This is a genomic window from Micromonospora sp. CNZ280, assembly GCF_011759515.1.
The window spans coordinates 2,945,303-2,965,837 of sequence record NZ_JAAOYP010000001.1; the positions used below are offsets into that span (position 1 = coordinate 2,945,303).

Consider the following 20,535-nt stretch of genomic DNA (forward strand, 5'->3'; position numbering starts at 1 on the left):
TCCCCGCACCCGCGGGGGCGGGCGCCGTCGTTTCCGCCCTCCGCCGGGCCGGGCCGTCGCTTTCCGGCCCGCGCCGGGCCGAGGCGTTTGCCCGCCGCCGCCGGGCCGTCCGGGGCAGAGTGACAGCGAGGGGTACGCGGTGGAGGAGGCGACGTGCGCAGCAGCAACCCGGTGCTGACCCGGCTGGACGACACCAGTCGGGTGCAGCGACGGGTGCTCGGGGTCGGCGGCGCGGAGGCGATGACCGTCGACGACGTGGTGGTCCGCACGGTCGGGTTGCTGCTGCTCACCGGGGCCACCGCCGCGGCCGCCTGGGTGGCGGTGCCGCAGGCGGTCTGGCTGCCCGCCGCGCTGGCCGGCAGCGCGCTGGCCGCGGTGGTGCTCGCCGTGGTGATCTCCTGGCGCGGCATCACCAACCCGGCGCCGATCGTCGGCTACGCCCTGCTCCAGGGGCTGCTGCTGGGCGTGGCCAGCCGGGCGTTCGAACTGGTCTATCCCGGCATCGTGGTGCAGGCGTTGGCGGGCACCTTCGCGGTCTTCCTCGGTATGGCGCTGCTCTACCGGGCCCGGCTGGTCCGGGCCACGCCGCTGCTGGCCCGGCTGGTGGTCGGCACGCTGCTCGGGATCGTCGCGATCAGCCTGGTCAACCTGGCCGTCTACCTGGTCACCGGCCGGCAGGGGTTGGAGATCTACAGCCTCACCGGTGAGGTCGGCTGGCCGGCGTACGCCTTCTCGGCGGTCGCGATCATCGCGGGCGCGCTCAGCTTCATCCTCGACTTCGACCTGGTCGAGCGTTCGGTCCGCGCCGGCCTGCCCCGCCGGTACGCCTGGCTCTGCGCGTTCGGCGTGCTGGTCGGCCTGATCTTCCTCTACTGGCAGATCCTCCGCCTCCTCTCCTACCTCCGCCGCTGACCGCCCCCGCCCACCCCGTCGATCATGAAGGTGTTGTCGCGACACGCCGATCCGGCGGCTGACAACTTCATGATCGACGCTCGGGGCCGAAGGTGGGGCGGGCGTCGTAGGGTGGGTGGGTGCGTGGGACGGAGTTGGGGCGGGCGGTGGAGCTGCTGGTGCGGCAGGTGGGGCACTGGGAGCAGCCGCGCTGGGCGGCCGCGGCGGCGGGCGGCAACGCCGCGCGGGGGGACCTGGTGCACCGGCTGGTGCAGGAGGTGGCCAACCTGGCCGCCGACGCCGAGGGGCAGCCCCGCCGTACGGTGCCCCGGCTCGACAACGACCTCGCCCTGCCCGACCAGCTCCGGGTGGTCGCCGCCGACCTGGTCGCCGCCGGCCCGCCGCCCGAGGTGCTGGCGCGGGCCGCCGCCGAGGTGACGGCGACCCGCGGCGCCCTCTAGCCGGGGCGCCCGCCAGCAGTGCCAGGGGCAACCGGCGTCGGGCTCAGCTGAGGCGTTCGAGGACCATGGCCATGCCCTGGCCGCCGCCGACGCACATCGTCTCCAGTCCGATGGTCTTGTCGTGCCACTCCAACGCGTTGAGCAGGGTGCCGGTGATCCGGGCACCGGTCATGCCGAACGGGTGCCCCACGGCGATGGCGCCGCCGGCCACGTTCAGCTTCTCCAGCGGGATGCCGAGCTGGCGGTAGGAGGGGATCACCTGCGCGGCGAACGCCTCGTTGATCTCCACCAGGTCGACGTCGTCGATGGTCATGCCGGCCCGCTTCAGCGCCTGCTTGGACGCCTCGACCGGACCGAGGCCCATGATCTCCGGAGAGAGCGCGGTGACGCCGGTCGAGACGATCCGGGCCAGCGGGGTGAGCCCCAGGTCCCGGGCCCGCTGGGCGCTCATCACCACCACGGCGGCGGCGCCGTCGTTGAGCGGGCAGCAGTTGCCGGCGGTGATCCGGCCGTCCGGGCGGAACACCGGCTTCAGCCCGGCGACACCCTCCAGGGTGACCCCGGGACGCGGGCCGTCGTCGGTGCTGACCACGGTGCCGTCCGGGGTGGTCACCGGGGTGATCTCCCGGGCCCAGAAGCCGTCGGCGATCGCCTTCTCGGCCAGGTTCTGACTGCGTACGCCGAACTCGTCCATGTCGGCGCGGGTCACGTCGTACACCTGGGCCAGGTTCTCGGCGGTCTGCCCCATGGCGAGGTAGATGTCCGGCAGTTCGCCGGCCTCGCGCGGGTCGGTCCAGACCGGGGCGCCGGCCTCGGCGCGCGCCTTGGACCGCCGGCGGGCCCCGGCGAACCGCGGGTTCTCCCAGCCGCCACCGACCAGCGCCTGCGCCTCCGGCGGCAGGGCGTCGGAGTTGCCGCGGGCGTACCGGGAGACGCACTCGACGCCGGCGGAGATGAAGACGTCACCCTCGCCCGCCCGGATAGCGTGCATCGCCATCCGGGTGGTCTGCAGCGACGAGGCGCAGTAGCGGGTGAGGGTGGCGCCCGGCAGGCCGTCCAGGCCCATCAGGGTGGCCACCACGCGGGCCATGTTGAAGCCCTGCTCGCCGCCGGGCAGGCCGCATCCGAGGTAGAGGTCGTCGATCTCGGTCGGGTCGAGCGCCGGGATCTTGTCGAGCGCGGCCTGGACGATGGTCGCGGCGAGGTCGTCCGGGCGGACCTCGCGCAGGGACCCCTTGTGCGCCCGGCCGATGGGGGAGCGGGCGGTGGCGACGATGACGGCGTCGCGGGACGACTCAGTCGGCATGAACCAACGTTAACCTGCGGGTAACTTGGCACGGAAGGCGCGCACCCGGCGGGAAATGTCACCCCGGAAGCGGGCACCGCGCCGATCGCCATGTAGTGGCCTCGGAGCGTACCGGTGGCCACCACATCCAGGATCGAGCACGATCTCGCCGGCCGGCGACGGACGGTCCCGCCGAGGCGGGGGCGCGGGTCAGTGGCGGGAGGCGACCGCCGCCGCGGCGGCGACGGCGGGCAGCAGGGCGTGCGCCCAGACCCGGTAGCCGTCGGCGGAGGGGTGGAAGCCGTCGTGGCAGAGGGTGCCGGCGTCGGCCCGGAACACCGGCCCGGTCTCGGTGCCCAGGTCGACCACCGTGCCGCCGGCGTCGAGCACCGCGGCGATCTGGGCGCGGGCGATGCGCCGCCCGGACCAGCCGACGAGCTGCCGCAGCGGGGGCGCGATCGCGCGTACCGCGCCGAGGTCGGGGCAGGTGCCGACGACGACCTCCACCCTGGCCTCGCGCAGCCGGTGCACCGCCGCGCCGAGGTACGCGGCGGCGTCGGCCGGCCGGCGCAGGCTGGTGGCGTCGTTGGCGCCGATCAGGATCACCGCCACGTCGGGCCGCTCGCCGAGCAGCGCCCGGGCCACCTGGGTGGCCAGGTCGGTGGCCCGGGAGCCGGAGACGCCGACGCTGGACAGGTGGACCTGCCGCCCGGCCGGGCCCTCGGCGAGCAGGTTGGCCAGCTGGCCGCCGATGGTGTCGTCGAGGCGTGCGACGCCGACCCCGAGGGCGGACGAGTCGCCGAGCAGCACCAGCCGCAGCGGCGGGGCGTCGGTCCGCCCGACGGTGGCGCGCAGCGCGAGCCCCAGCTCGGGCTGGGCGTACCGGCGGTGGCGGGCGAGGAACGCCTGGCCGGCGAGGACGGCCGCGCCGCCCACCGTGCCGGCGAGCAGGGAGAGCGCCGCCGCCCGGCCGAGCTGGCGGGCGAGCCCCGAGGTGACCATCTGCTCGCTCATGACGGCACTCCGCTGCGCTGCGTGCCGTCATGAGGCACCTTCGCGCTGAGCCTGATGATTCGCTCGCTGCGCTCGCTCATGACGGCACTCCGCTGCGCTGCGTGCCGTCATGAGGCACCTTCGCGCTGAGCCTGATGATTCGCTCGCTGCGCTCGCTCATGCCAGTCCCTCCACTGTGGGTGAGTCGGTGGCGCGACCGGGTTGCGGCACGGCACCGGCCCCGAAGAACGCCCGCCGGCGCAGTTGCGCCCACCGACCGGCGGGGCCTCGGTCGCGGCCCCGGACCTGGGTGCCGCTGACCTCGGTGCCCGCGTGCCGGGCCGCCTCCTGCGCGGCCTCCGGCAGCGACCGTACGCCTTCTCCGCGCACCGGCGCAGGGCGGCGTTCCGGCCCGGCGCCCAGCGCGGAGAGAATGGTCGGCAGCAGCGCGGCGGCGGCAACCGCGTAGCCCTCGGCGGACGGGTGGAAACGGTCCCAGGCGAACATCCGGGTGGGCTCGGCCGCGAACCGGGGGCCGAGCAGGTCGCCGAGGGAGACCGTCCAGCCGCCGGCCTCGACCACGGCCACCGTCTGCGCGGCGGCGAGCTGCCGGCTCCAGCGCCGGGCCAGCCAGCGCAGCGGCGGCTGGATCGGCCGGATGGCGCCCAGGTCGGGGCAGGTGCCGACGACCACCTCGCAGCCGGCGGCGCGCAGCGCGCGGACCGCCTCGACCAGATAGCGCACGGCCAGCCCGAGCGGGGTGCGGTTGGTGACGTCGTTGCCGCCGATCAGGATCACCGCGATGTCGGGCTGGCACTCCAGGGCCGCCTCGACCTGGTGCCGGAGCCCGGCGGAGATGGCGCCGACCACGGCGAACCGGTGCAGCTGCACCGGCCGCTGCAACCGGCGGGACAGGCCGGTGGCGAGCAGCGCGCCCGGGGTCTCCCGCCGGCGGTGCACGCCGTAGCCGGCCGCCGAGGAGTCACCGAGGATGACCATGGTGACCGGCGGGCCGGGCAGTTTGGCGCCGTAGACCCCGTCGCAGCGTGGCGGTGGCGCCTCGGCCATCGGGATGGTGCGCCGGGCCTGCCGGGCCTGGCCGAGCAGCACCCCGGTGGTCGCCGCCGCGGCCGCCACGGTGGCGCCCGTGCCGATCGCCGCCAGGCGGGCGACCCGCCGGGCGCGCTGCCAGCGCGAACCAACCGGTACGACGGAACCAGCGACCCCCATGAGGCGACATTATCGCGCCGGCACGACAGGCCGCTGTCGTCGTGCCGGCGGGCGGGGTGCCGGGAACACGACGGCTGGGTACCAGTACCGGTGCCGGCCGGACCGCCGGCACGGGGTTGCGCGGGCGCGGCACCCTGGCACCCGGAGAGGGGCGGAAGAGATGGCGAAGACGTTGAAACGGAGCGCGGCCTTCACCGCGCTGGCGCGGGCGCTGATGGCCGGCGCGCGGGGCGGCCCGTCGCTCGGGGCGCGGCTGGCGGCGCTGCCCCGGATGATCCGGGCCACCGCCCGCGGCGAGTACGACGGCGGTTTCCGGCTGGCCCTGATGACGGCGGCGACGGCGTACATCGTGTCGCCGGTCGACCTGCTCCCGGAGATCCCGCTGGCGATCTTCGGCCTGGCCGACGACGCGGTCATGGTCACCTGGCTGGCCGGCAGCGTGCTCGCCGAGACCGAGCGCTTCCTGGAGTGGGAGGAGCGCCGCCGGTCGGTGATCCCCGGTCACGTGGTGCCCTGACCCGACGTACCCTGGGCGCGGGAAACCGCGAATCACCAGCCCGGCCGCCGGCGCCGGCGCCGGAGGAGAAGGGCACAACGAGGTGCAGTACTACGACAACGTCGTCGAGTTGATCGGCAACACCCCGCTGGTGCGGCTGCGCAACGTCACCGAGGGCATCCAGGCGACCGTGCTGGCGAAGGTGGAGTACCTCAACCCGGGCGGTTCGGTGAAGGACCGGATCGCGCTGCGCATGGTGGAGGACGCCGAGGCGGCCGGGATCCTCAGGCCGGGCGGCACCATCGTCGAGCCGACCAGCGGCAACACCGGCGTCGGGCTGGCCCTGGTGGCGCAGCTCAAGGGCTACAAGTGCGTCTTCGTCTGCCCGGACAAGGTCAGCCAGGACAAGCAGGACGTGCTGCGCGCGTACGGCGCCGAGGTGGTGGTCTGCCCGACCGCGGTGGCCCCGGAGGACCCCCGCTCCTACTACAACGTCTCCGACCGGCTGGCCCGGGAGATCCCCGGCGCCTGGAAGCCGAACCAGTACAGCAACCCGGCCAACCCGCGCTCGCACTACGAGACGACCGGCCCGGAGCTGTGGAAGCAGACCGGGGGCGGGCTCACCCACTTCGTGGCCGGGGTGGGCACCGGCGGCACCATCTCCGGCATCGGCCGGTACCTGAAGGACGCCTCGCAGGGCCGGGTCAAGGTGATCGGCGCGGACCCGGAGGGCTCGGTCTACTCCGGCGGCACCGGCCGGCCCTACCTGGTGGAGGGCGTCGGCGAGGACTTCTGGCCGGAGACGTACGACCGGGGCGTCGCCGACGAGATCGTCGAGGTGTCCGACAAGGCGTCGTTCGAGATGACCCGCCGGCTGGCCCGCGAGGAGGGGCTGCTGGTCGGCGGCTCCTGCGGGATGGCCGTGGTGGCTGCCCTGGAGGTGGCCCGCAAGGCCGGCCCGGACGACGTGATCGTGGTGCTGCTGCCGGACAGCGGCAAGGGTTACCTGTCCAAGATCTTCAACGACCAGTGGATGGCCCGGTACGGGTTCCTGGACAACTCCGGCGCCGAGCCGACGGTCGCCGACGCGCTGGCCGGCAAGCCGGGCGGCCTGCCCGAGCTGGTGCACGTGCACCCCACCGAGACGGTCCGCGACGCGATCGACTACATGCGCGAGTACGGCGTCTCCCAGCTGCCGGTGCTCAAGGCCGAGCCGCCGGTGGTCACCGGCGAGGTGGCCGGCTCGATCGCCGAAAAGGACCTGCTCGACGCGCTCTTCACCGGCCAGGCGCACCTGCACGACACGATCGAGCGGCACATGGGCGACCCGCTGCCGATGATCGGCGGCGGCCAGCCGGTGAGCGAGGCGGTCAACCTGCTGGAGAAGTCCGACGCGGCGCTGGTGCTGGTGGACGGCAAGCCCAAGGGCGTGCTCACCCGGCAGGACCTGCTCGCGCACCTGGGCGCCCGCTGACCCACGACCGACCGTGAACGGGCCGCGTCCCCTTTCGGGGAGCGGCCCGTTCGCGTACCCGGCCGGCGTGGCGAGAGGTCAGCGGGTCAGCTCGGTGGGCACCGCCACCACGTCGACGAAGGCGCCCTTGCGCAGTACGGTCACCGGCAGCCGGGTGCCGATCGCCCGGCCGAGCATCAGCCGTTGCAGGCCCTGGCCGTCGCGCACCGGCCGCCCGCCGGCCGAGACGATGACGTCGCCCAGGTAGATCCCGGCCACCCCGGCGGGAGAGCCCGGCACCACCTCCACCACCCGCAGGCCGCGCCGCTGACCGGTGCGCGCGGCGACCTCCGGCGGCAGCGGCACCGGCACCCCGGCGACGCCGAGCCAGGCCCGCCGGACCCGGCCATCGGTGGTCAGATCGGCGATGATCTGTCGGGTGGTGCCGTTGATCGGTACGGCGAGCCCGAGCCCGTAGCCGGCGACCGCGGTGTTCACGCCGATCACCCGCCCGGCCGAGTCGGCGAGCGCGCCGCCGGAGTTGCCCGGGTTCAGCGCGGCGTCGGTCTGGATCACGTCCTCGATGAGCCGGGTCACCCGGCCGTCCCGGGCGGGCAGCGAGCGGCCCAGCCCGGAGACCACGCCGGCGGTGACCGAGCCGGCCAGCCCCATCGGGTTGCCGACGGCGACCACCAGCTGGCCGATCCGCAGCGCGTCGGCGTCGCCCAGCTCGACCGGCGGCACGGTGGCCTCCTCGACCCGGAGCACCGCCAGGTCGGACAGCGGGTCGGCGCCGACCACCCGGAACCGGGCCTCGGTGCCGTCGGCGAAGCTCGCCGTCCCGCTCCCGGCGCCCTGCACCACGTGCGCGCTGGTCAGCAGCAGGCCGTCGGCGCCCACGGTGACCGCGGAGCCGGCGCCGGCCCCGCGCGCGGTCCGCACCGACAGCGCGGCCACGCTGGGCAGCACCCGGGCCGCCACGGTCGTGACCACCCGGGAGTACGCGTCCAGAGCGGCGGCCTCCGCCGGCTCCGGCACGGTGTGATCGGTCTCCATGACCCCGGCAACGCGGCGGGATCGACGGGCATGCCCCGATCAGCTCAGAGCGAACGGGCGGTCACAACGGACGGGCGTAGCGCAGCTGAGTGGTGACCGCCGTGCCGATCACGTCCTCCCGCTCCTGCCCGGTGTGCGCCCACCCGCCCCGCTCGTAGAAGCGCCGGGCGTGGGTGTTCCGTTCGAGCACCCAGAGCGCGGCGCGTCGCCAGCCGCGCTCCCGCATGGTGGTCAGCGCGTCGACCATCAGTTCCCGGCCCACCCCGCGGCCCCGTTCGGCCGGGGCGAGGTGGATGGCGTGGAGCAGCCCGGCCTCCGGGTCGCCCTCGTCGTCCGGTCCCACGTAGCTGAAGCCGACCAGCGCGCCGTCCCGTTCGGCGACGGTCATCAGGTGGGTGTCGCGTTCCCAGCCCCACCGCTCGGCCCAGTACGACCCCATCGCCCCGGCCGACGGCTCGGCCAGCGACTCCGGTGGCAGGAAGGACGAGTACGCGGCGACCCGGGACCGCTGGTGGAGGGCGCCGACCGCGAGCAGGTCGTCGCGGGTGGCCCGGCGGAGGGTGACGCTCACCCGGCCGAGGATACCTGCCGTGGCGGCACCTGCACGGTCAGCAGGTCCTCGGCGATCACCAGCTCCCCGTCGAAGTGCTCGCGCGCCTCGTCGGCGAACCGGCTCGCGTCGGCGTACCGCTGGGAGAAGTGGGTGAGCACGAGCCGGCGTACCCCTGACTCGGCCGCCACCCGCGCGGCCTGGGCCGCGGTCAGGTGGCCGACCTCGGCGGCGAGCGCGGCCTCCGACTCCAGGAAGGTCGACTCGATGACCAGCAGGTCGGCGTGCTCGGCGAGGGCGTAGACCCCGTCGCAGAGGCCGGTGTCCATCACGAAGGCGAACCGCTGCCCCGGCCGGGGCACGCTCACCTCGTCCCGGGTGACGCGGCGTCCGTCGAGGTCGAGGTGGCCGACCCGGACCAGCTCGCCGACCGCCGGCCCGGTGACGCCGTACGCGGCCAGCTTCTCCGGCAGCATCCGGTGGCCGTCCGGCTCGATCAGCCGGTAGCCGTACGTCTCGATGGGGTGCCGCAGCCGGCGGGCCTCCAGCGTGCCGCAGCGCAGCGCGACCCGCTGCCCGTCGGCCTCGATCGGCTCGACCCGCAGCTCGGCGGTCTCGTAGAAGCTGGATGCGTGCCGCAGCCGGGCGAAGTACTCGGCGCCGCCGGCCGGGAAGTGCATCGCCACCGGGCGGGGCACCCGGTCCAGGGAGAGCCGCTGGATGGTGCCGGGCAGGCCGAGGCAGTGGTCGCCGTGGAAGTGGGTGACGCAGACCCGGGTCAGGTCGGTGGCGGTGACCCCGGTGTACAGCAGTTGCCGCTGGCTGCCTTCGCCCGGGTCGAAGAGGATCACCTCGTCGTCCCAGCGCAGCACGTAGCCGTTGTGGTTGCGCTGCCGGGTCGGCGCCTGGCTGGCCGTCCCCAGCACCACCAGCTCGCGCATCGACACGGGCCCTCCCGGAACATGAAGCGACCCCCGGGGCTTCCGCGCTCGCGCGGACCGGCTGGACTGGGCCGGTACCCCGGGGGTCGGGTGGCTGTCGTGGATTCGCCGCACCGCTGCCACACGGTCTCGACGATGGTGCCTGTGCCCGCCTCGCGGCGGACGGGATTACTGTCGAGGACAGCGGCTAGCGGACAGCCACCTCACGAGTCCGATTGCTATACAAGTCTGGACCACCTCCTTTCCCGTGTACGGCCACGCTATCCAGTGCCGGTGCCCCCGGCAACGGATTTCGATCACACGGCCGGTCGGGAATGCGGGGCGGCTGCGGCGGCGTCGGCGATGCCGATCGGGCCCTCGCGGGGCCCCTCCCCGCCGGCCGGCTGTACCGCCAGCGACGGAAAGTCGGCCAGGTCGCGCCGCGACGGGCTCGGGATCTCCAGCAGCTCCATCAGCACCTGGCGCAGGTAGTCCAGGTCGATCGCCAGCGGTCGCGGGCTCACCCGGCACCTCCCGGGCCGGCCGGCGACCAGAGCCGCTGCGGGGCCCGGGTGCCGGGGAAGAGCAGGTCCACGAAGCGTTCGGCGGTCGGCTGCGGCTCGTGGTTGGCCAGGCCGGGCCGCTCGTTCGCCTCGACGAAGACGTGCTCGGGCCGGTCCGGGGAGCCGACCAGCAGGTCCAACCCGGTGACCGGGATGTCCAGCGCCCGGCTCGCCGTTACGCACGCCTCGGCGATCTCCGGGTGCAGCTCGCCGGTGACGTCGTGGATGGTGCCGCCGGTGTGCAGGTTGGCGGTCCGGCGCACCACCAGCACCTCCCCCTCGGGCAGCACGTCGTCCAGCGTGTAGCCGGCCTCGGCCAGCACGTCCCGGGTCAGGTCGTCCACCGGGATCCGGGACTCGCCGCCGGTGGCGGCCGCCCGGCGGCGGCTCTGCCGCTCGATCAGCTCGGCGATGTCGTGCACGCCGTCCCCGGTGACCGCGGCCGGCCGGCGCACCGCCGCGGCCACCACCTCGTGGTCGATCACGATCACCCGCAGGTCCTCGCCGCCGCACAGCTCCTCGATCAGCACGTCCGGGCAGAACCGGGCGGCCAGCTCGACCGCGGCGGCCAGCGCCTCGGGGCTGGCCACCCCGACGGTGATGCCGTTGCCCTGCTCGCCGCGCGCCGGCTTGACCACCACCCGGCCGACCTCGGCCAGGAAGGCGGTGTCGCCGTCGTCGCCGATGGCGGTCCGGCCGCGCGGCACCGACAGGCCGGCCTCGGCGAGGATCCGCCGGGTGACCCGCTTGTCGTCGCAGCGGCTCATCGCCACCGCCGAGGTCAGCTCGGACAGCGACTCCCGGGTGAGGATGGTCCGGCCACCGCTGGTCAGTCGCAGTTCGCCCCAGGCCGGGTCGGTCACCTCCACCCGGATGCCTCGGCGCATCGCCTCGTCGGCGACGATCCGGGCGTACGGGTTGAGCCGGTCGTAGCCTTCGGGCAGGGCGGGCAGGAAGAGTCGTTCGTTGATCGGGTTCTTCCGCTTCACGCAGAGCGTGGCGGTCCGGTGGAAGCCGAGCCGCTCGTAGAGCCGGATCGCCCCCTCGTTCTCCGCCAGCACCGACAGGTCCACGTACGCCCGGCCGCGGGCGACCAGCCGGGACGCCAGCTCGGTGATCAACGCCTGGCCGGTGCCGGGCGGGGCCCGGTTGAAGTCGACGGTGAGGCACCACAGGCTGGCGCCGCGCTCCGGGTCGGCGAAGACCGCGACGTGGTCCACGCCGGTGACGGTGCCGACGATCGCACCGTCGGCCGCCTCGGCGACCAGGTGCAGGAAGCGGTCGGTGCGGGCGTTGGCGACCAGCACGTCGACCGGCGCGGTGACCATCCCGTTGGCCGCGTAGATCCGGTTCACCGCGTCCGCGTCGGCGGCGTCGCGCAGCGGCCGGACGCGTACCCCGGGCAGGTCGACCGGCGGGTCGGCGGCGGCCCGGCGGTCCGCGCCGAGCGGCAGCCGGTAGGTCAGCGACGGGTCGATGAAGAGCTCGTCCGGCAGCCGGGAGACCAGCACGTGCGGGTCCCGCAGGTAGATGCAGATGTCCCGGGAGCCGGCCGCCTCGGAGCGCAGCACGTCGGCGACCTCCGCCTGGTCGGCGAAGGTCTGCCCGAAGACCAGCCGGCCCCAGCCGCAGTCCAGCACCACGCCCGCGTCGTCGACCGGAGGCTCGTCGCCGCCCGGCGCCACCGGGTCGCCGCCCGGACCGACCCGCTCGTACCGCCGGACGTCGCCGCGGGCCCGGTCGAGCCGCGCCATCCCGGTCGCGATGGTGTCGGTCACGGTCAGTCGATTCCGTGGCTCTGGAGCCACATTTCCAGGAGTCCGAGTTGCCACAGCTTGTTTCCGTTCAGCGGGGTCAGTTCGGCGTTCGGGTCGGCCAGCAGCGCGTCGACGTAGTCGGCGCGGAACAGGTCGCGGCGGCGGGCGGCGGGGGCGGTGAGCGCGTCCCGGACCCGGTCGAGCAGCTTCCCCTCCAGGTGGGTCAGGCCGGGCACCGGGAAGTAGCCCTTGGGCCGGTCGATGACCTCGTGCGGCAGCACCCGGCGGCCGATCTCCTTGAGCACGCCCTTGCCGCCCTGGGCCAGCTTGAGTTCGGGCGGGCAGCCGGCGGCGAGTTCGACGAACTCGTGGTCGAGGAACGGCACCCGGGCCTCCAGCCCGTGCGCCATGGTCATGTTGTCCACCCGCTTCACCGGGTCGTCGACCAGCATCACCTGGGTGTCGATCCGCAGGCCCGCGTCCAGGGCGGTCTGCGCGCCGGGGCGGGCCAGGTGCGCGGCCACGAACTCCCGCGCCGGGTCGCCGTCGGCCAGCCACGCCGGGTTGAGCAGCCGGGCCAGGCCGGCCGCGTCCCGGTCGAAGAACGCCTTGGCGTACGTGTCCAGGGCCCGCTCCCGGTCGACGCCGGCCAGCGGCGGGTACCAGTGGTAGCCGCCCAGGATCTCGTCCGCGCCCTGGCCGGACTGGACCACCTTGACGTGCTTGGCGACCTCCTGGCTGAGCAGCCAGAACGCCACGCAGTCGTGGCTGACCATCGGCTCGGACATGGCCGCCACGGCGGCCTCCAGCGGCGGCACCAGGTCGCCGGCCGCCACCCTGATCTGGTGGTGGTCGGTGTCGAAGGTCTTCGCCACCAGGTCGGAGTAGACGAACTCGTCGCCCTCCCGGCCGCCGACCGAGTCGAAGCCGATGGAGAAGGTGGCCAGCCCGCGCTGTCCCTGCTCGGCGAGGAGGGCCACCACCAGGCTGGAGTCCAGGCCGCCGGAGAGCAGCACCCCGACCGGCACGTCGGCGACCATCCGCCGGCGTACGGCGGTGGTCAGCGACTCCCGCAGGGCGTCCTGCCAGTCCCGCGCGGACCAGCCGGACCGGCCGGCGTCCCGGGTGAACGACGGATCCCAGTAGACCCGCTCCTGGGTGCTGCCGTCCGGCTCGTAGACCCGGACGGTGGCCGGGGGCAGCTTGGTCACCCCGCGCAGGATGGTGCGCGGCGGCGGCACGATGCTGTGGAAGCTCAGGTAGTGGGCGAGGGCGACCGGGTCGATGCCGGTGTCGACGCCGCCGCCGGCCAGCAGCGCGGGCAGGGTGCTGGCGAACCGCACCACGCCCGGCGTCTCGGCCAGGTAGAGCGGCTTGATGCCGAGCCGGTCCCGGGCCAGCACCAGCCGGCCGGTGTCCCGCTCGGTGATCGCCACGGCGAACATGCCGACCAGGTGGTCGACGAAGTCGAGGCCCCACTCGGCGTACGCCTTGACCACGACCTCGCTGTCACCGGTGGAGAAGAAGCGGTGGCCCCGGGCGGCCAGTTCCGCCCGCAGTTCCCGGTAGTTGTAGACACAGCCGTTGAAGACGCAGGTCAACCCGGCGTCCGGGTCGACCAGTGGCTGACCGCTCGCGGCGGAGAGGTCGATGATCTTCAGGCGTCGGTGCCCCAGGGCGGTCGGTCCCTGGGACCACACTCCGCTGTCGTCGGGCCCTCGGTCACTCATCGTGGCCGCCATGCGCTCCACCGCCGCCACCTCGGCGCGTGAACCGTCACGGCGGAACTCACCCGCAAGTCCGCACATGCGAGCCCATGCTGCCAGAGGATGTTGCAGTTCGCCTGTTGAGACGATGACAGTCAGATGACAGCTTCGCTAGAATGCCCGCCACTCTGGGTAACCGTTGACCCCCGGCGGCGGTTCCTGTCCTGGCCCGGCGGATGCCGGAAATGTGCCGGGCCCACGGTGTGACAAACACCGCAGGCCCGGAACCGGACTGTCGGGACGTTCAGCCCGCCGTACGCGCCACGCCGACCGGGCAGCTCAGCCCGTTCGGGCCGTGGTTGCAGTACCCGTTCGGGTTCTTCGTCGGCGCGAGGTACTGCTGGTGGTAGTCCTCGGCCAGGTAGTAGGTGCCGAGCGGGCGGATCTCCGTCGTGATCTCGCCCTTGCCGGCCCGCGCCACGATCGGGGCGAACGCGTCCCGCGACGCCTCGGCGACGGCGAGCTGCTCGTCGGTCGTCGGGTAGATCGCCGACCGGTACTGGGTGCCCACGTCGTTGCCCTGGCGCATGCCCTGGGTCGGGTCGTGGTTCTCCCAGAAGACCTTGAGCAGGTCCTCGTAGCTGATCACGTTGGGGTCGTAGACCACCTGGACCGCCTCGGCGTGCCCGGTCATCCCCGAGCAGACCTCCTCGTACGTCGGGTTCGGCGTGATGCCGCCCGCGTAGCCGGCGGAGGTGGTGAAGACGCCGGGCAGGGACCAGAACAGCCGCTCGGCGCCCCAGAAACAACCCATCCCGAACACGGCGACCTGGGTGCCGTCGGGGAACGGACCCTTCAGCGGGGTGCCCAGCACCTCGTGCCGGTCGGCGACCGGCATCGAGATCGGGCGGCCCGGCAGGGCCTGGTCCGGGGTGGGCAGGTCGGCCTTCATACGGCGCAGGAACACGTGGGACTCCTTTCGTCCTCTCCCAGCGTGCAACGCCGGCGGACCCGGCATCCTTACCCGCCCCACCACCACTCAGGCGCGCCCGCGTCGGTACCTCGTGCGGGCGTACTCGTTGACCCACTTCCGGCTGCTGCGCCAGACGCCGTCGTCTCCTTTCACCGCCCGAAGACGGCCACGGCTGGCGGCGACCCGCAGGGCGTCCTGCGCGTCCGTTGCCGTTTGTTCGGAATCGCCGAGGAAACTCGTACGAACAAAATCAGCCTGCGGACGCGCTCGGGTCGCGCCGGTTTGCGTACAGCTGTTGTCGCTGTTCAGCCCGGCCAGGCACGACCGCCTGCCGTCAGGGGGCGGGCAGGGCGGCGCTGACGCGGGTGGCGTGGTCGGCGGCGTCGGTGTCGTCGGCGTAGCGGGTGCGGGGCCAGAAGAAGCCGCGCAGCCCGTCCCTCTTGGTCCGGGGAACCACGTGGGTGTGCAGGTGGGGGACGGACTGGGACACCTTGTTGTTCATCGCCACGAACGTCCCGCCGGCCCCCAGACCGGTCTCCACGGCCACCGCGATCCGCCGGACCAGGCCGAAGTAGCCGGCGAGCGCGTCGGCCGGCAGGTCGGCCAGGGTGATCAGGTGGGTGCGGGGCACCACGAGCACGTGTCCCTTGAAGACCGGTCGGGTGTCCAGGAAGGCCACCCCGTCCGGCTCGTCGGCCACCCGGAACGCCGGGACCTCGCCCGCCACGATCCCGCAGAACACGCACCCGCTCATCCCGGCAGGGTAGTCCCGTCCGCCCGGCGCACGTGCCGGTCAGCGCGCGTCGCTGATCGACCCCGCTCCGCCGGTGTGGGGCCATCCCGCTCATCCCGACACCCCCACTTGGGCGACACGGAGTCGATCGAGCGGGCGACGTGCGACCCGGCGAAGTCGACCAGGCCCGTCGCGGCGGGCGGGCGGAGGTGAGCTGCCCCGGGTTCCGTGGGCTGGGACGGGCTGGACGACTAACGTTCCGGGAATGAGTCACGGCTTCGAGACGCTCGCCATCCACGCCGGTCAGGACCCCGAGGCCCGCACCGGCGCGGTGATCCCACCGATCTACCAGACCAGCACCTACGCCCAGGACGCGGTCGGCGCGCCCCGCCAGGGGTACGAGTACAGCCGCTCCGGCAACCCGACCCGCGACGCGCTCCAGGAGTGCCTCGCCGCGCTGGAGGGCGGCCCGGTCGGGCTCGCCTTCGCCAGCGGCCTGGCCGCCGAGGACACCCTGCTGCGTACCGTCTGCAAGCCGGGTGACCACGTGGTGATCCCGGACGACGCGTACGGCGGCACCTACCGCCTCTTCGCCCGCGTCGCCGAGCGCTGGGGGCTGGACTTCACCCCGGCCAAGGTCTCCGACCCGGACGCGATCCGGGCCGCGATCCGCCCCGGCGCCACGAAGATCGTCTGGGTGGAGACCCCGACCAACCCGCTGCTCGGCATCGCCGACCTCGCCGCGCTGGCCGCCGTCGCGCACGACGCGGGCGTGCTGCTGGTGGTCGACAACACCTTCGCCTCGCCGTACCTGCAGCAGCCGATCGCGCACGGCGCGGACGTGGTGGTGCACTCCACCACCAAGTACATCGGCGGTCACTCCGACGTGGTCGGTGGGGCGCTGGTCGCGGCCGACGCCGGGCTGGGCGAGGAGCTGCGTTACCACCAGAACGCGATGGGCGCGATCAACGGACCGTTCGACGCCTGGCTCACCCTGCGCGGCGTCAAGACCCTGGGCGTACGCATGGACCGGCACTGCGACAACGCCGAGCGGATCGCCGCGTACCTGGACGGGCACGCCAAGGTCGCCCAGGTCATCTATCCGGGCCTGCCCGCGCACCCGGGGCACGAGGTGGCCGCGAAGCAGATGCGCCGGTTCGGCGGCATGATCTCGTTCCGCGCGGCCGGCGGCGAGGACCACGCGGTGGAGATCTGCAACCGGGCCAAGCTCTTCGTGCTCGCCGAGTCGCTCGGCGGGGTGGAATCCCTGATCGAGCACCCGGGCCGGATGACACACGCAAGTGCTGCCGGCTCGCCGCTTGAAGTTCCCGGCGATCTCGTGCGACTGTCTGTCGGCATCGAGACGGTCGACGACCTGCTCGCCGATCTGGAGCAGGCGCTGGGCTGACCGCTGGCTGGGGAGGGTGGCCGTGCAGGACATCATGCCGACCTGGGTGGGGGCGACCGCCAAGCAGATCGCCCGCGGCGTACGTCGGGGCGACGTCTCCGCCACCCAGGTGGTCGCCGACCACCTCGACCACATCGCCCGCGCCGACGCCGACCTCGCCGCGTTCCGCACGGTCCGCGGCGGGGAGGCGATCACCGAGGCGGAGAAGGTCGACGAGCAGGAGGATCTGGCCAACCTGCCGCTGGCCGGGGTGCCGGTCGCCGTCAAGGAGAACACCCCGGTCGCCGGGCTGCCCACCTGGAACGGCTCGGCCGCGGTGCGGACGCCGGTGGCGGAGGCCGACCACGAGGTGGTCCGCCGGCTGCGCGGCGCCGGCGCGGTGATCCTCGGGGTGACCCGGATGCCGGAGCTCGGCCTCTGGGGCCTGACCGACGACGCGACGGCGGTGACCCGCAACCCCTGGGACACCGGCCGCACCCCCGGCGGGTCCTCCGGCGGCGCGGCCGCCGCGGTCGCCGCCGGCCTGGTGCCGATCGCGCACGGCAACGACGGCCTCGGCTCGATCCGTATCCCGGCCGCCTGCTGCGGCCTGGTCGGGCTCAAGCCCGGCCGGGGCGTGGTCCCCTGCCAGCTCGGCGCGGACGACTGGTTCGGCCTCACCGAGCACGGCATGTTGACCACCACGGTCGCCGACGCGGCGGTCGGCTTCTCGGTGCTGGCCGGTCGCCGGCCGGAGAAGCTGGTCCCGCCGCAGCGGCTGCGGGTCGGCGTCTCGCTCCGCTCGCCGGTGCGTGGCGTCCGCCCCGACCAGCCGAACCGGGACGCGGTCGCGGCCGCCGGCCGGCTGCTCGCCGCCGCCGGGCACGACACCGTCCCCGCCGACCCGGTCTACCCGACCCGCCTCGGCCTGCAGGGGATCGCCACCTGGTTCGCCGCGGCCGCCGCCGACGCCCGCGCCGGCGGCGTGGACCGGCGCAGCCTGCAACCGCGCAGCCGCCGGCACGTCGCGCTCGGCGAGTGGGCGCAGCGGCGCGGGTACGTGCGGGAGGCCGACCGGGCCGCCTGGCGGGAGCGGTCCATCGGCTTCTTCACCGACCACTCGGTCGACCTGCTGCTCACCCCGGCGCTGGCCGGCCCGCCGCCGGAGGCCGCGCAGTGGTCCGGCCGGTCCTGGCGGGCCAACATGGTGGCGAACATCCGCTACGCCCCGTACGCCGCGCCGTGGAACGTCGCCGGCCTGCCCGCGCTGGTGGTACCGGTCGGCCGCCGCCCGGACGGGCTGCCGGTGGCGGTGCAGCTGGTCGGCCCGCCCGGTTCGGAGCTGCTGCTGCTCGGCGTGGCCGGCCAGTTCGAGATGCAGGCCCCCTGGTCCCGGCACGCCCCTGGCTACCCGCGGATCCCCGCCCCCGCCGTCTGACCTCGCCGATCCTGCACTTCCCGTCCCGGTGAACCGGGGCAGATGGTGCGTTCCGGGGGCCACAACTGCAAGATCGCGGAGACGTGGGTGCGGGGGCGTCGGTGCCGGCCGCCCGGCGACGGGTGGCACGATCGGGGCATGACGGAACTGGTCGGTCTCGCCGACGTACGGGCCGCGCGGGACCTGCTCGCCGGCGTCACCCGCACCACCCCGCTGGAGCCCTCCCGACCGCTGAGCGCGGCGCTCGGCGGGTCGGCGTGGCTCAAGTGCGAGAACCTCCAGCGGGCCGGCTCGTACAAGGTGCGCGGCGCGTACGTGCGGATCTGCCGGCTGTCGGAGGCGGAACGGTCCCGCGGCGTGGTCGCGGCGAGCGCCGGCAACCACGCCCAGGGGGTGGCGCTCGCCGCCGGCCTGGTCGGCACGCACGCCACGGTCTTCATGCCGGTGAACGCGCCGCTGCCGAAGGTGGCTGCCACCAAGGGGTACGGCGCGCAGGTCGAGCTGGTCGGCAACAACGTCGACGAGTCGCTGGTCGCGGCGCAGACCTTCGCCGAGCGCACCGGCGCGGTGCTGATCCACCCGTTCGACCACCGGGACGTGATCGCCGGCCAGGGCACCGTGGCGCTGGAGATCCTGGAGCAGTGCCCGGACGTCAAGACGATCATCACCGGGGTCGGCGGCGGCGGGTTGATCTCCGGCATGGCGGTCGCGGCCAAGGCGCTGCGCCCGGACGTCCGGGTGATCGGGGTGCAGGCGGCCGGCGCGGCGGCCTTCCCGCCCTCGCTCGCCGCCGGCGAGCCGGTACGCCTGCCCGCGTTCGCCACCATCGCCGACGGCATCGCGGTGGGCCGGCCGGGCGAGCTCACCTTCACCCACGTCCGCAAGCTGGTCGACGAGGTGGTGACAGTCTCCGAGGAGGACATCTCCCGGGCGCTGCTGATGCTGCTGGAACGGGGCAAGCAGGTGGTGGAGCCGGCCGGCGCGGTCGGGGTGGCCGCCCTGCTGGCCGGCGCGGTGGAGGTCCAGGCGCCGGTGGTAGCGGTGCTCTCCGGCGGCAACATCGACCCGCTGCTGATGCTGCGGGTGATCGAGCACGGCCTGGCCGCCGCCGGCCGCTACCTGCGGTTCACCGTGCGCTGCTCGGACCGCCCCGGCCAGCTCGCCTCGCTGCTCGGCGAGATCGCCGAGCACCGGGCGAACGTGGTGGACGTGGAGCACCAGCGGGCCAACCCGCACCTGCGGCTGGGCGAGGTGGAGGTGGCGTTGTCCGTGGAGACCCGTGGGGTGGAGCACTCCGACACGCTGATCAGCGCCCTGCGGGCCAGCGGCTACCAGGTGGTCTTCGCGGCCGAGGCGTGACACCCGCCGGTGCCACGCCTCGGTCTAAACGCGATGCCGCCCGGCGCCCGGCCGTGGCCTAGCCGGAGAACGGCTCGAAGCTGACCACGGTCACCTTGATGTCGGCGCCACTGGGCGCCGTGTAGGTGCAGGTCTGGCCGGCCTTGCAGGCCAGGATGGCCTTGCCGAGCGCGGATTCGGGGCTGTAGACCGTCAGGTCGGTGGTGGACGCGATCTCCCGGGAACCGAGCAGGAAGGTCTCGGTGTCGTCCTTGTCGTCGTCGAAGTAGATCGTGACGACCATGCCGGGCGCCACCGCGTCGACGGACGGCGCCTCGCCGACCTTGGCGGTGCGCAGCAGCTCCTGGAGGTAGCGGATCCGGCCCTCGGCCTTGCCCTGCTCCTCGCGGGCCGCGTGGTAGCCGCCGTTCTCCCGCAGGTCGCCCTCCTCGCGCCGCGCGTTGATCTCGGCGGCGATGACCGGCCGGTTCGCGATGTGCTCGTCGAGCTCGGCCTTCAGGCGGTCGTAAGCGTCCTGGGACAGCCAGGTGGCGGGCGCCTCGTTGCCGTTGGACACAGGCGATCTCCTCAGATGTGCGTGGCTGGCTGACAGGTGAACTTCCAAGTTACCAGTGCGGTACGACACCGGGTGTCGCCGATCACCACCGGTGCCCGTTCCGGGCGCCGGTCGTTCCGTGGCCGCTCAGCCGGCCGATCGGCAGCGCAGCACCTCGCCGATGAAGGGCCGCGCGCTGGTCGCCAGGCGGTGCACCGTGGTGACGTGCCGCTCACCGGGCGGGGCGGTCACGGTCACCTCCTCGCGGGCCACCTCGGCGCCGTCGCGGTCGCGGGCCCGCAGCACGCAGACCGCCGAACCGCCGTCCGGCACGGTCACCCGGAAGTTGACCAGCACCTGGGTGTCCGTGATGTCGGTGTACGTGATCACCTGGGCCTGGTAGTTCGGATCGCCGTACTGCCGGTAGAGCCGGACCGAGACCAGGCCGAGCAGCGCCACCAGGACCACCGCCAGCAGTGCCGCCAGCAGCGGGCGGCGGCGGCCGGGCTGGCGGCGGCGGCCGTACCGCCCGGGCGGGAAGACGGGCGTGCCCGGGGGGATTGTGGCGTGCGTCTCGGTCACCGGCGGGTATCTCCTGGCGTTGTTGTCGGCGGTATCGGCAAGAATGAGAGTCCATCCTCCCGGTCCGGCTTCGCCACTCAAGGATGACACCTCGGTGCCGGCGGTCCTCGGGGCGGGGAGGATTTCGGCAGGTCAGCAGGCCAGCAGGTGGTCCCGGGGTCGGGGCC

19 protein-coding genes and 1 pseudogene are annotated in these 20,535 nt (G+C 74.0%); 7 read left to right on the top strand and 13 right to left on the bottom strand.

The genetic code is table 11. The annotated features are described in order from the left end of the window. Positions 1–153 precede the first annotated feature (153 nt). Positions 154–912, top strand: coding sequence for a Bax inhibitor-1/YccA family protein (locus FHX32_RS14160; protein WP_167181730.1), 759 nt, complete (start codon positions 154–156; stop codon positions 910–912). Positions 913–1,031: 119 nt separating this feature from the next. Beyond that, positions 1,032–1,352, top strand: a complete 321-nt coding sequence (locus tag FHX32_RS14165) for a hypothetical protein (protein WP_167181732.1) — start codon at positions 1,032–1,034, stop codon at positions 1,350–1,352. 43 nt (positions 1,353–1,395) lie between these two features. Here FHX32_RS14165 and FHX32_RS14170 read toward each other — a convergent pair whose 3' ends face one another. The 3 genes and pseudogenes from FHX32_RS14170 to FHX32_RS14180 form a co-directional block, all read right to left on the bottom strand. After that, positions 1,396–2,658: an acetyl-CoA C-acetyltransferase gene (locus tag FHX32_RS14170; RefSeq protein WP_167181734.1), complete on the bottom strand. Its 1,263-nt coding sequence runs from the start codon at positions 2,656–2,658 to the stop codon at positions 1,396–1,398. Positions 2,659–2,847: 189 nt separating this feature from the next. Continuing rightward, complete coding sequence (locus FHX32_RS14175; RefSeq protein ID WP_167181736.1) at positions 2,848–3,651, bottom strand: SGNH/GDSL hydrolase family protein; 804 nt, start codon at positions 3,649–3,651, stop codon at positions 2,848–2,850. 76 nt (positions 3,652–3,727) lie between these two features. Next, positions 3,728–4,860, bottom strand: a pseudogene (locus tag FHX32_RS14180) (SGNH/GDSL hydrolase family protein). A 160-nt stretch (positions 4,861–5,020) separates the two neighbouring features. On the opposite strand from FHX32_RS14180, the gene FHX32_RS14185 reads away from it, so the two are divergent. Both FHX32_RS14185 and FHX32_RS14190 read left to right on the top strand, forming a co-directional pair. Beyond that, positions 5,021–5,377, top strand: a complete 357-nt coding sequence (locus tag FHX32_RS14185) for a YkvA family protein (RefSeq protein WP_167181740.1) — start codon at positions 5,021–5,023, stop codon at positions 5,375–5,377. 82 nt (positions 5,378–5,459) lie between these two features. Then, positions 5,460–6,830 (top strand): cystathionine beta-synthase, encoded by a 1,371-nt coding sequence (locus tag FHX32_RS14190; RefSeq protein WP_167181742.1) that lies wholly within the window; start codon positions 5,460–5,462, stop codon positions 6,828–6,830. A gap of 78 nt (positions 6,831–6,908) precedes the next feature. Here FHX32_RS14190 and FHX32_RS14195 read toward each other — a convergent pair whose 3' ends face one another. From FHX32_RS14195 to FHX32_RS14230, 8 genes are all read right to left on the bottom strand, one after another. Continuing rightward, complete coding sequence (locus FHX32_RS14195) at positions 6,909–7,865, bottom strand: trypsin-like peptidase domain-containing protein (RefSeq protein ID WP_167181744.1); 957 nt, start codon at positions 7,863–7,865, stop codon at positions 6,909–6,911. Between the two features lie 61 nt (positions 7,866–7,926). Further along, complete coding sequence (locus FHX32_RS14200; RefSeq protein ID WP_167181746.1) at positions 7,927–8,436, bottom strand: GNAT family N-acetyltransferase; 510 nt, start codon at positions 8,434–8,436, stop codon at positions 7,927–7,929. Next, positions 8,433–9,362 (bottom strand): ribonuclease Z, encoded by a 930-nt coding sequence (locus FHX32_RS14205; protein ID WP_167181748.1) that lies wholly within the window; start codon positions 9,360–9,362, stop codon positions 8,433–8,435. The genes FHX32_RS14200 and FHX32_RS14205 overlap by 4 nt, the downstream gene beginning before the upstream one ends. A gap of 290 nt (positions 9,363–9,652) precedes the next feature. Further along, positions 9,653–9,859, bottom strand: coding sequence for a hypothetical protein (locus FHX32_RS14210; RefSeq protein ID WP_167181750.1), 207 nt, complete (start codon positions 9,857–9,859; stop codon positions 9,653–9,655). Then, positions 9,856–11,676 (bottom strand): N-acetylglutaminylglutamine synthetase, encoded by a 1,821-nt coding sequence (gene ngg, locus FHX32_RS14215; RefSeq protein ID WP_167181752.1) that lies wholly within the window; start codon positions 11,674–11,676, stop codon positions 9,856–9,858. The genes FHX32_RS14210 and ngg overlap by 4 nt, the downstream gene beginning before the upstream one ends. Before the next feature lie 2 nt (positions 11,677–11,678). Continuing rightward, positions 11,679–13,463, bottom strand: a complete 1,785-nt coding sequence (locus FHX32_RS14220) for an N-acetylglutaminylglutamine amidotransferase (RefSeq protein ID WP_167181754.1) — start codon at positions 13,461–13,463, stop codon at positions 11,679–11,681. Between the two features lie 202 nt (positions 13,464–13,665). Next, positions 13,666–14,328, bottom strand: a complete 663-nt coding sequence (msrA, locus tag FHX32_RS14225; RefSeq protein ID WP_167181756.1) for a peptide-methionine (S)-S-oxide reductase MsrA — start codon at positions 14,326–14,328, stop codon at positions 13,666–13,668. Between the two features lie 340 nt (positions 14,329–14,668). Continuing rightward, positions 14,669–15,088 carry an HIT family protein gene (locus tag FHX32_RS14230; protein ID WP_167181758.1) on the bottom strand — a complete coding sequence of 140 codons (420 nt, stop codon included), beginning with the start codon at positions 15,086–15,088 and terminating at the stop codon, positions 14,669–14,671. A 244-nt stretch (positions 15,089–15,332) separates the two neighbouring features. Between FHX32_RS14230 and FHX32_RS14235 the strand changes: the two genes are divergently transcribed. The 3 genes from FHX32_RS14235 to ilvA all read left to right on the top strand — a co-directional run bounded on the left by FHX32_RS14235 (position 15,333) and on the right by ilvA (position 19,251). Beyond that, positions 15,333–16,475 (top strand): cystathionine gamma-synthase, encoded by a 1,143-nt coding sequence (locus FHX32_RS14235; RefSeq protein WP_167181760.1) that lies wholly within the window; start codon positions 15,333–15,335, stop codon positions 16,473–16,475. A gap of 16 nt (positions 16,476–16,491) precedes the next feature. Continuing rightward, positions 16,492–17,892: an amidase family protein gene (locus tag FHX32_RS14240; RefSeq protein ID WP_167181762.1), complete on the top strand. Its 1,401-nt coding sequence runs from the start codon at positions 16,492–16,494 to the stop codon at positions 17,890–17,892. 138 nt (positions 17,893–18,030) lie between these two features. Then, positions 18,031–19,251, top strand: a complete 1,221-nt coding sequence (gene ilvA / locus FHX32_RS14245; protein ID WP_167181765.1) for a threonine ammonia-lyase — start codon at positions 18,031–18,033, stop codon at positions 19,249–19,251. A 58-nt stretch (positions 19,252–19,309) separates the two neighbouring features. On the opposite strand, the gene greA is transcribed toward ilvA, so the two are convergent. Both greA and FHX32_RS14255 read right to left on the bottom strand, forming a co-directional pair. Beyond that, the gene (gene greA, locus FHX32_RS14250) at positions 19,310–19,807 is read right to left on the bottom strand and encodes a transcription elongation factor GreA (RefSeq protein WP_167181767.1); all 498 of its coding nucleotides are present in this window, start codon (positions 19,805–19,807) and stop codon (positions 19,310–19,312) included. 126 nt (positions 19,808–19,933) lie between these two features. Further along, positions 19,934–20,368, bottom strand: a complete 435-nt coding sequence (locus tag FHX32_RS14255; RefSeq protein WP_167181769.1) for a DUF4307 domain-containing protein — start codon at positions 20,366–20,368, stop codon at positions 19,934–19,936. Between the last annotated feature and the right edge of the window lie 167 nt (positions 20,369–20,535).

Excerpts from the sequence above, each read along its gene's own strand:
- FHX32_RS14170 (WP_167181734.1), bottom strand. The coding sequence starts at position 2,658 with ATGCCGACTGAGTCGTCCCGCGACGCCGTCATCGTCGCCACCGCCCGC.
- FHX32_RS14175 (WP_167181736.1), bottom strand. The coding sequence starts at position 3,651 with ATGAGCGAGCAGATGGTCACCTCGGGGCTCGCCCGCCAGCTCGGCCGG.
- FHX32_RS14185 (WP_167181740.1), top strand. The coding sequence starts at position 5,021 with ATGGCGAAGACGTTGAAACGGAGCGCGGCCTTCACCGCGCTGGCGCGG.
- FHX32_RS14195 (WP_167181744.1), bottom strand. The coding sequence starts at position 7,865 with ATGGAGACCGATCACACCGTGCCGGAGCCGGCGGAGGCCGCCGCTCTG.
- FHX32_RS14220 (WP_167181754.1), bottom strand. The coding sequence starts at position 13,463 with ATGTGCGGACTTGCGGGTGAGTTCCGCCGTGACGGTTCACGCGCCGAG.
- FHX32_RS14230 (WP_167181758.1), bottom strand. The coding sequence starts at position 15,088 with ATGAGCGGGTGCGTGTTCTGCGGGATCGTGGCGGGCGAGGTCCCGGCG.
- FHX32_RS14235 (WP_167181760.1), top strand. The coding sequence starts at position 15,333 with ATGAGTCACGGCTTCGAGACGCTCGCCATCCACGCCGGTCAGGACCCC.
- ilvA (WP_167181765.1), top strand. The coding sequence starts at position 18,031 with ATGACGGAACTGGTCGGTCTCGCCGACGTACGGGCCGCGCGGGACCTG.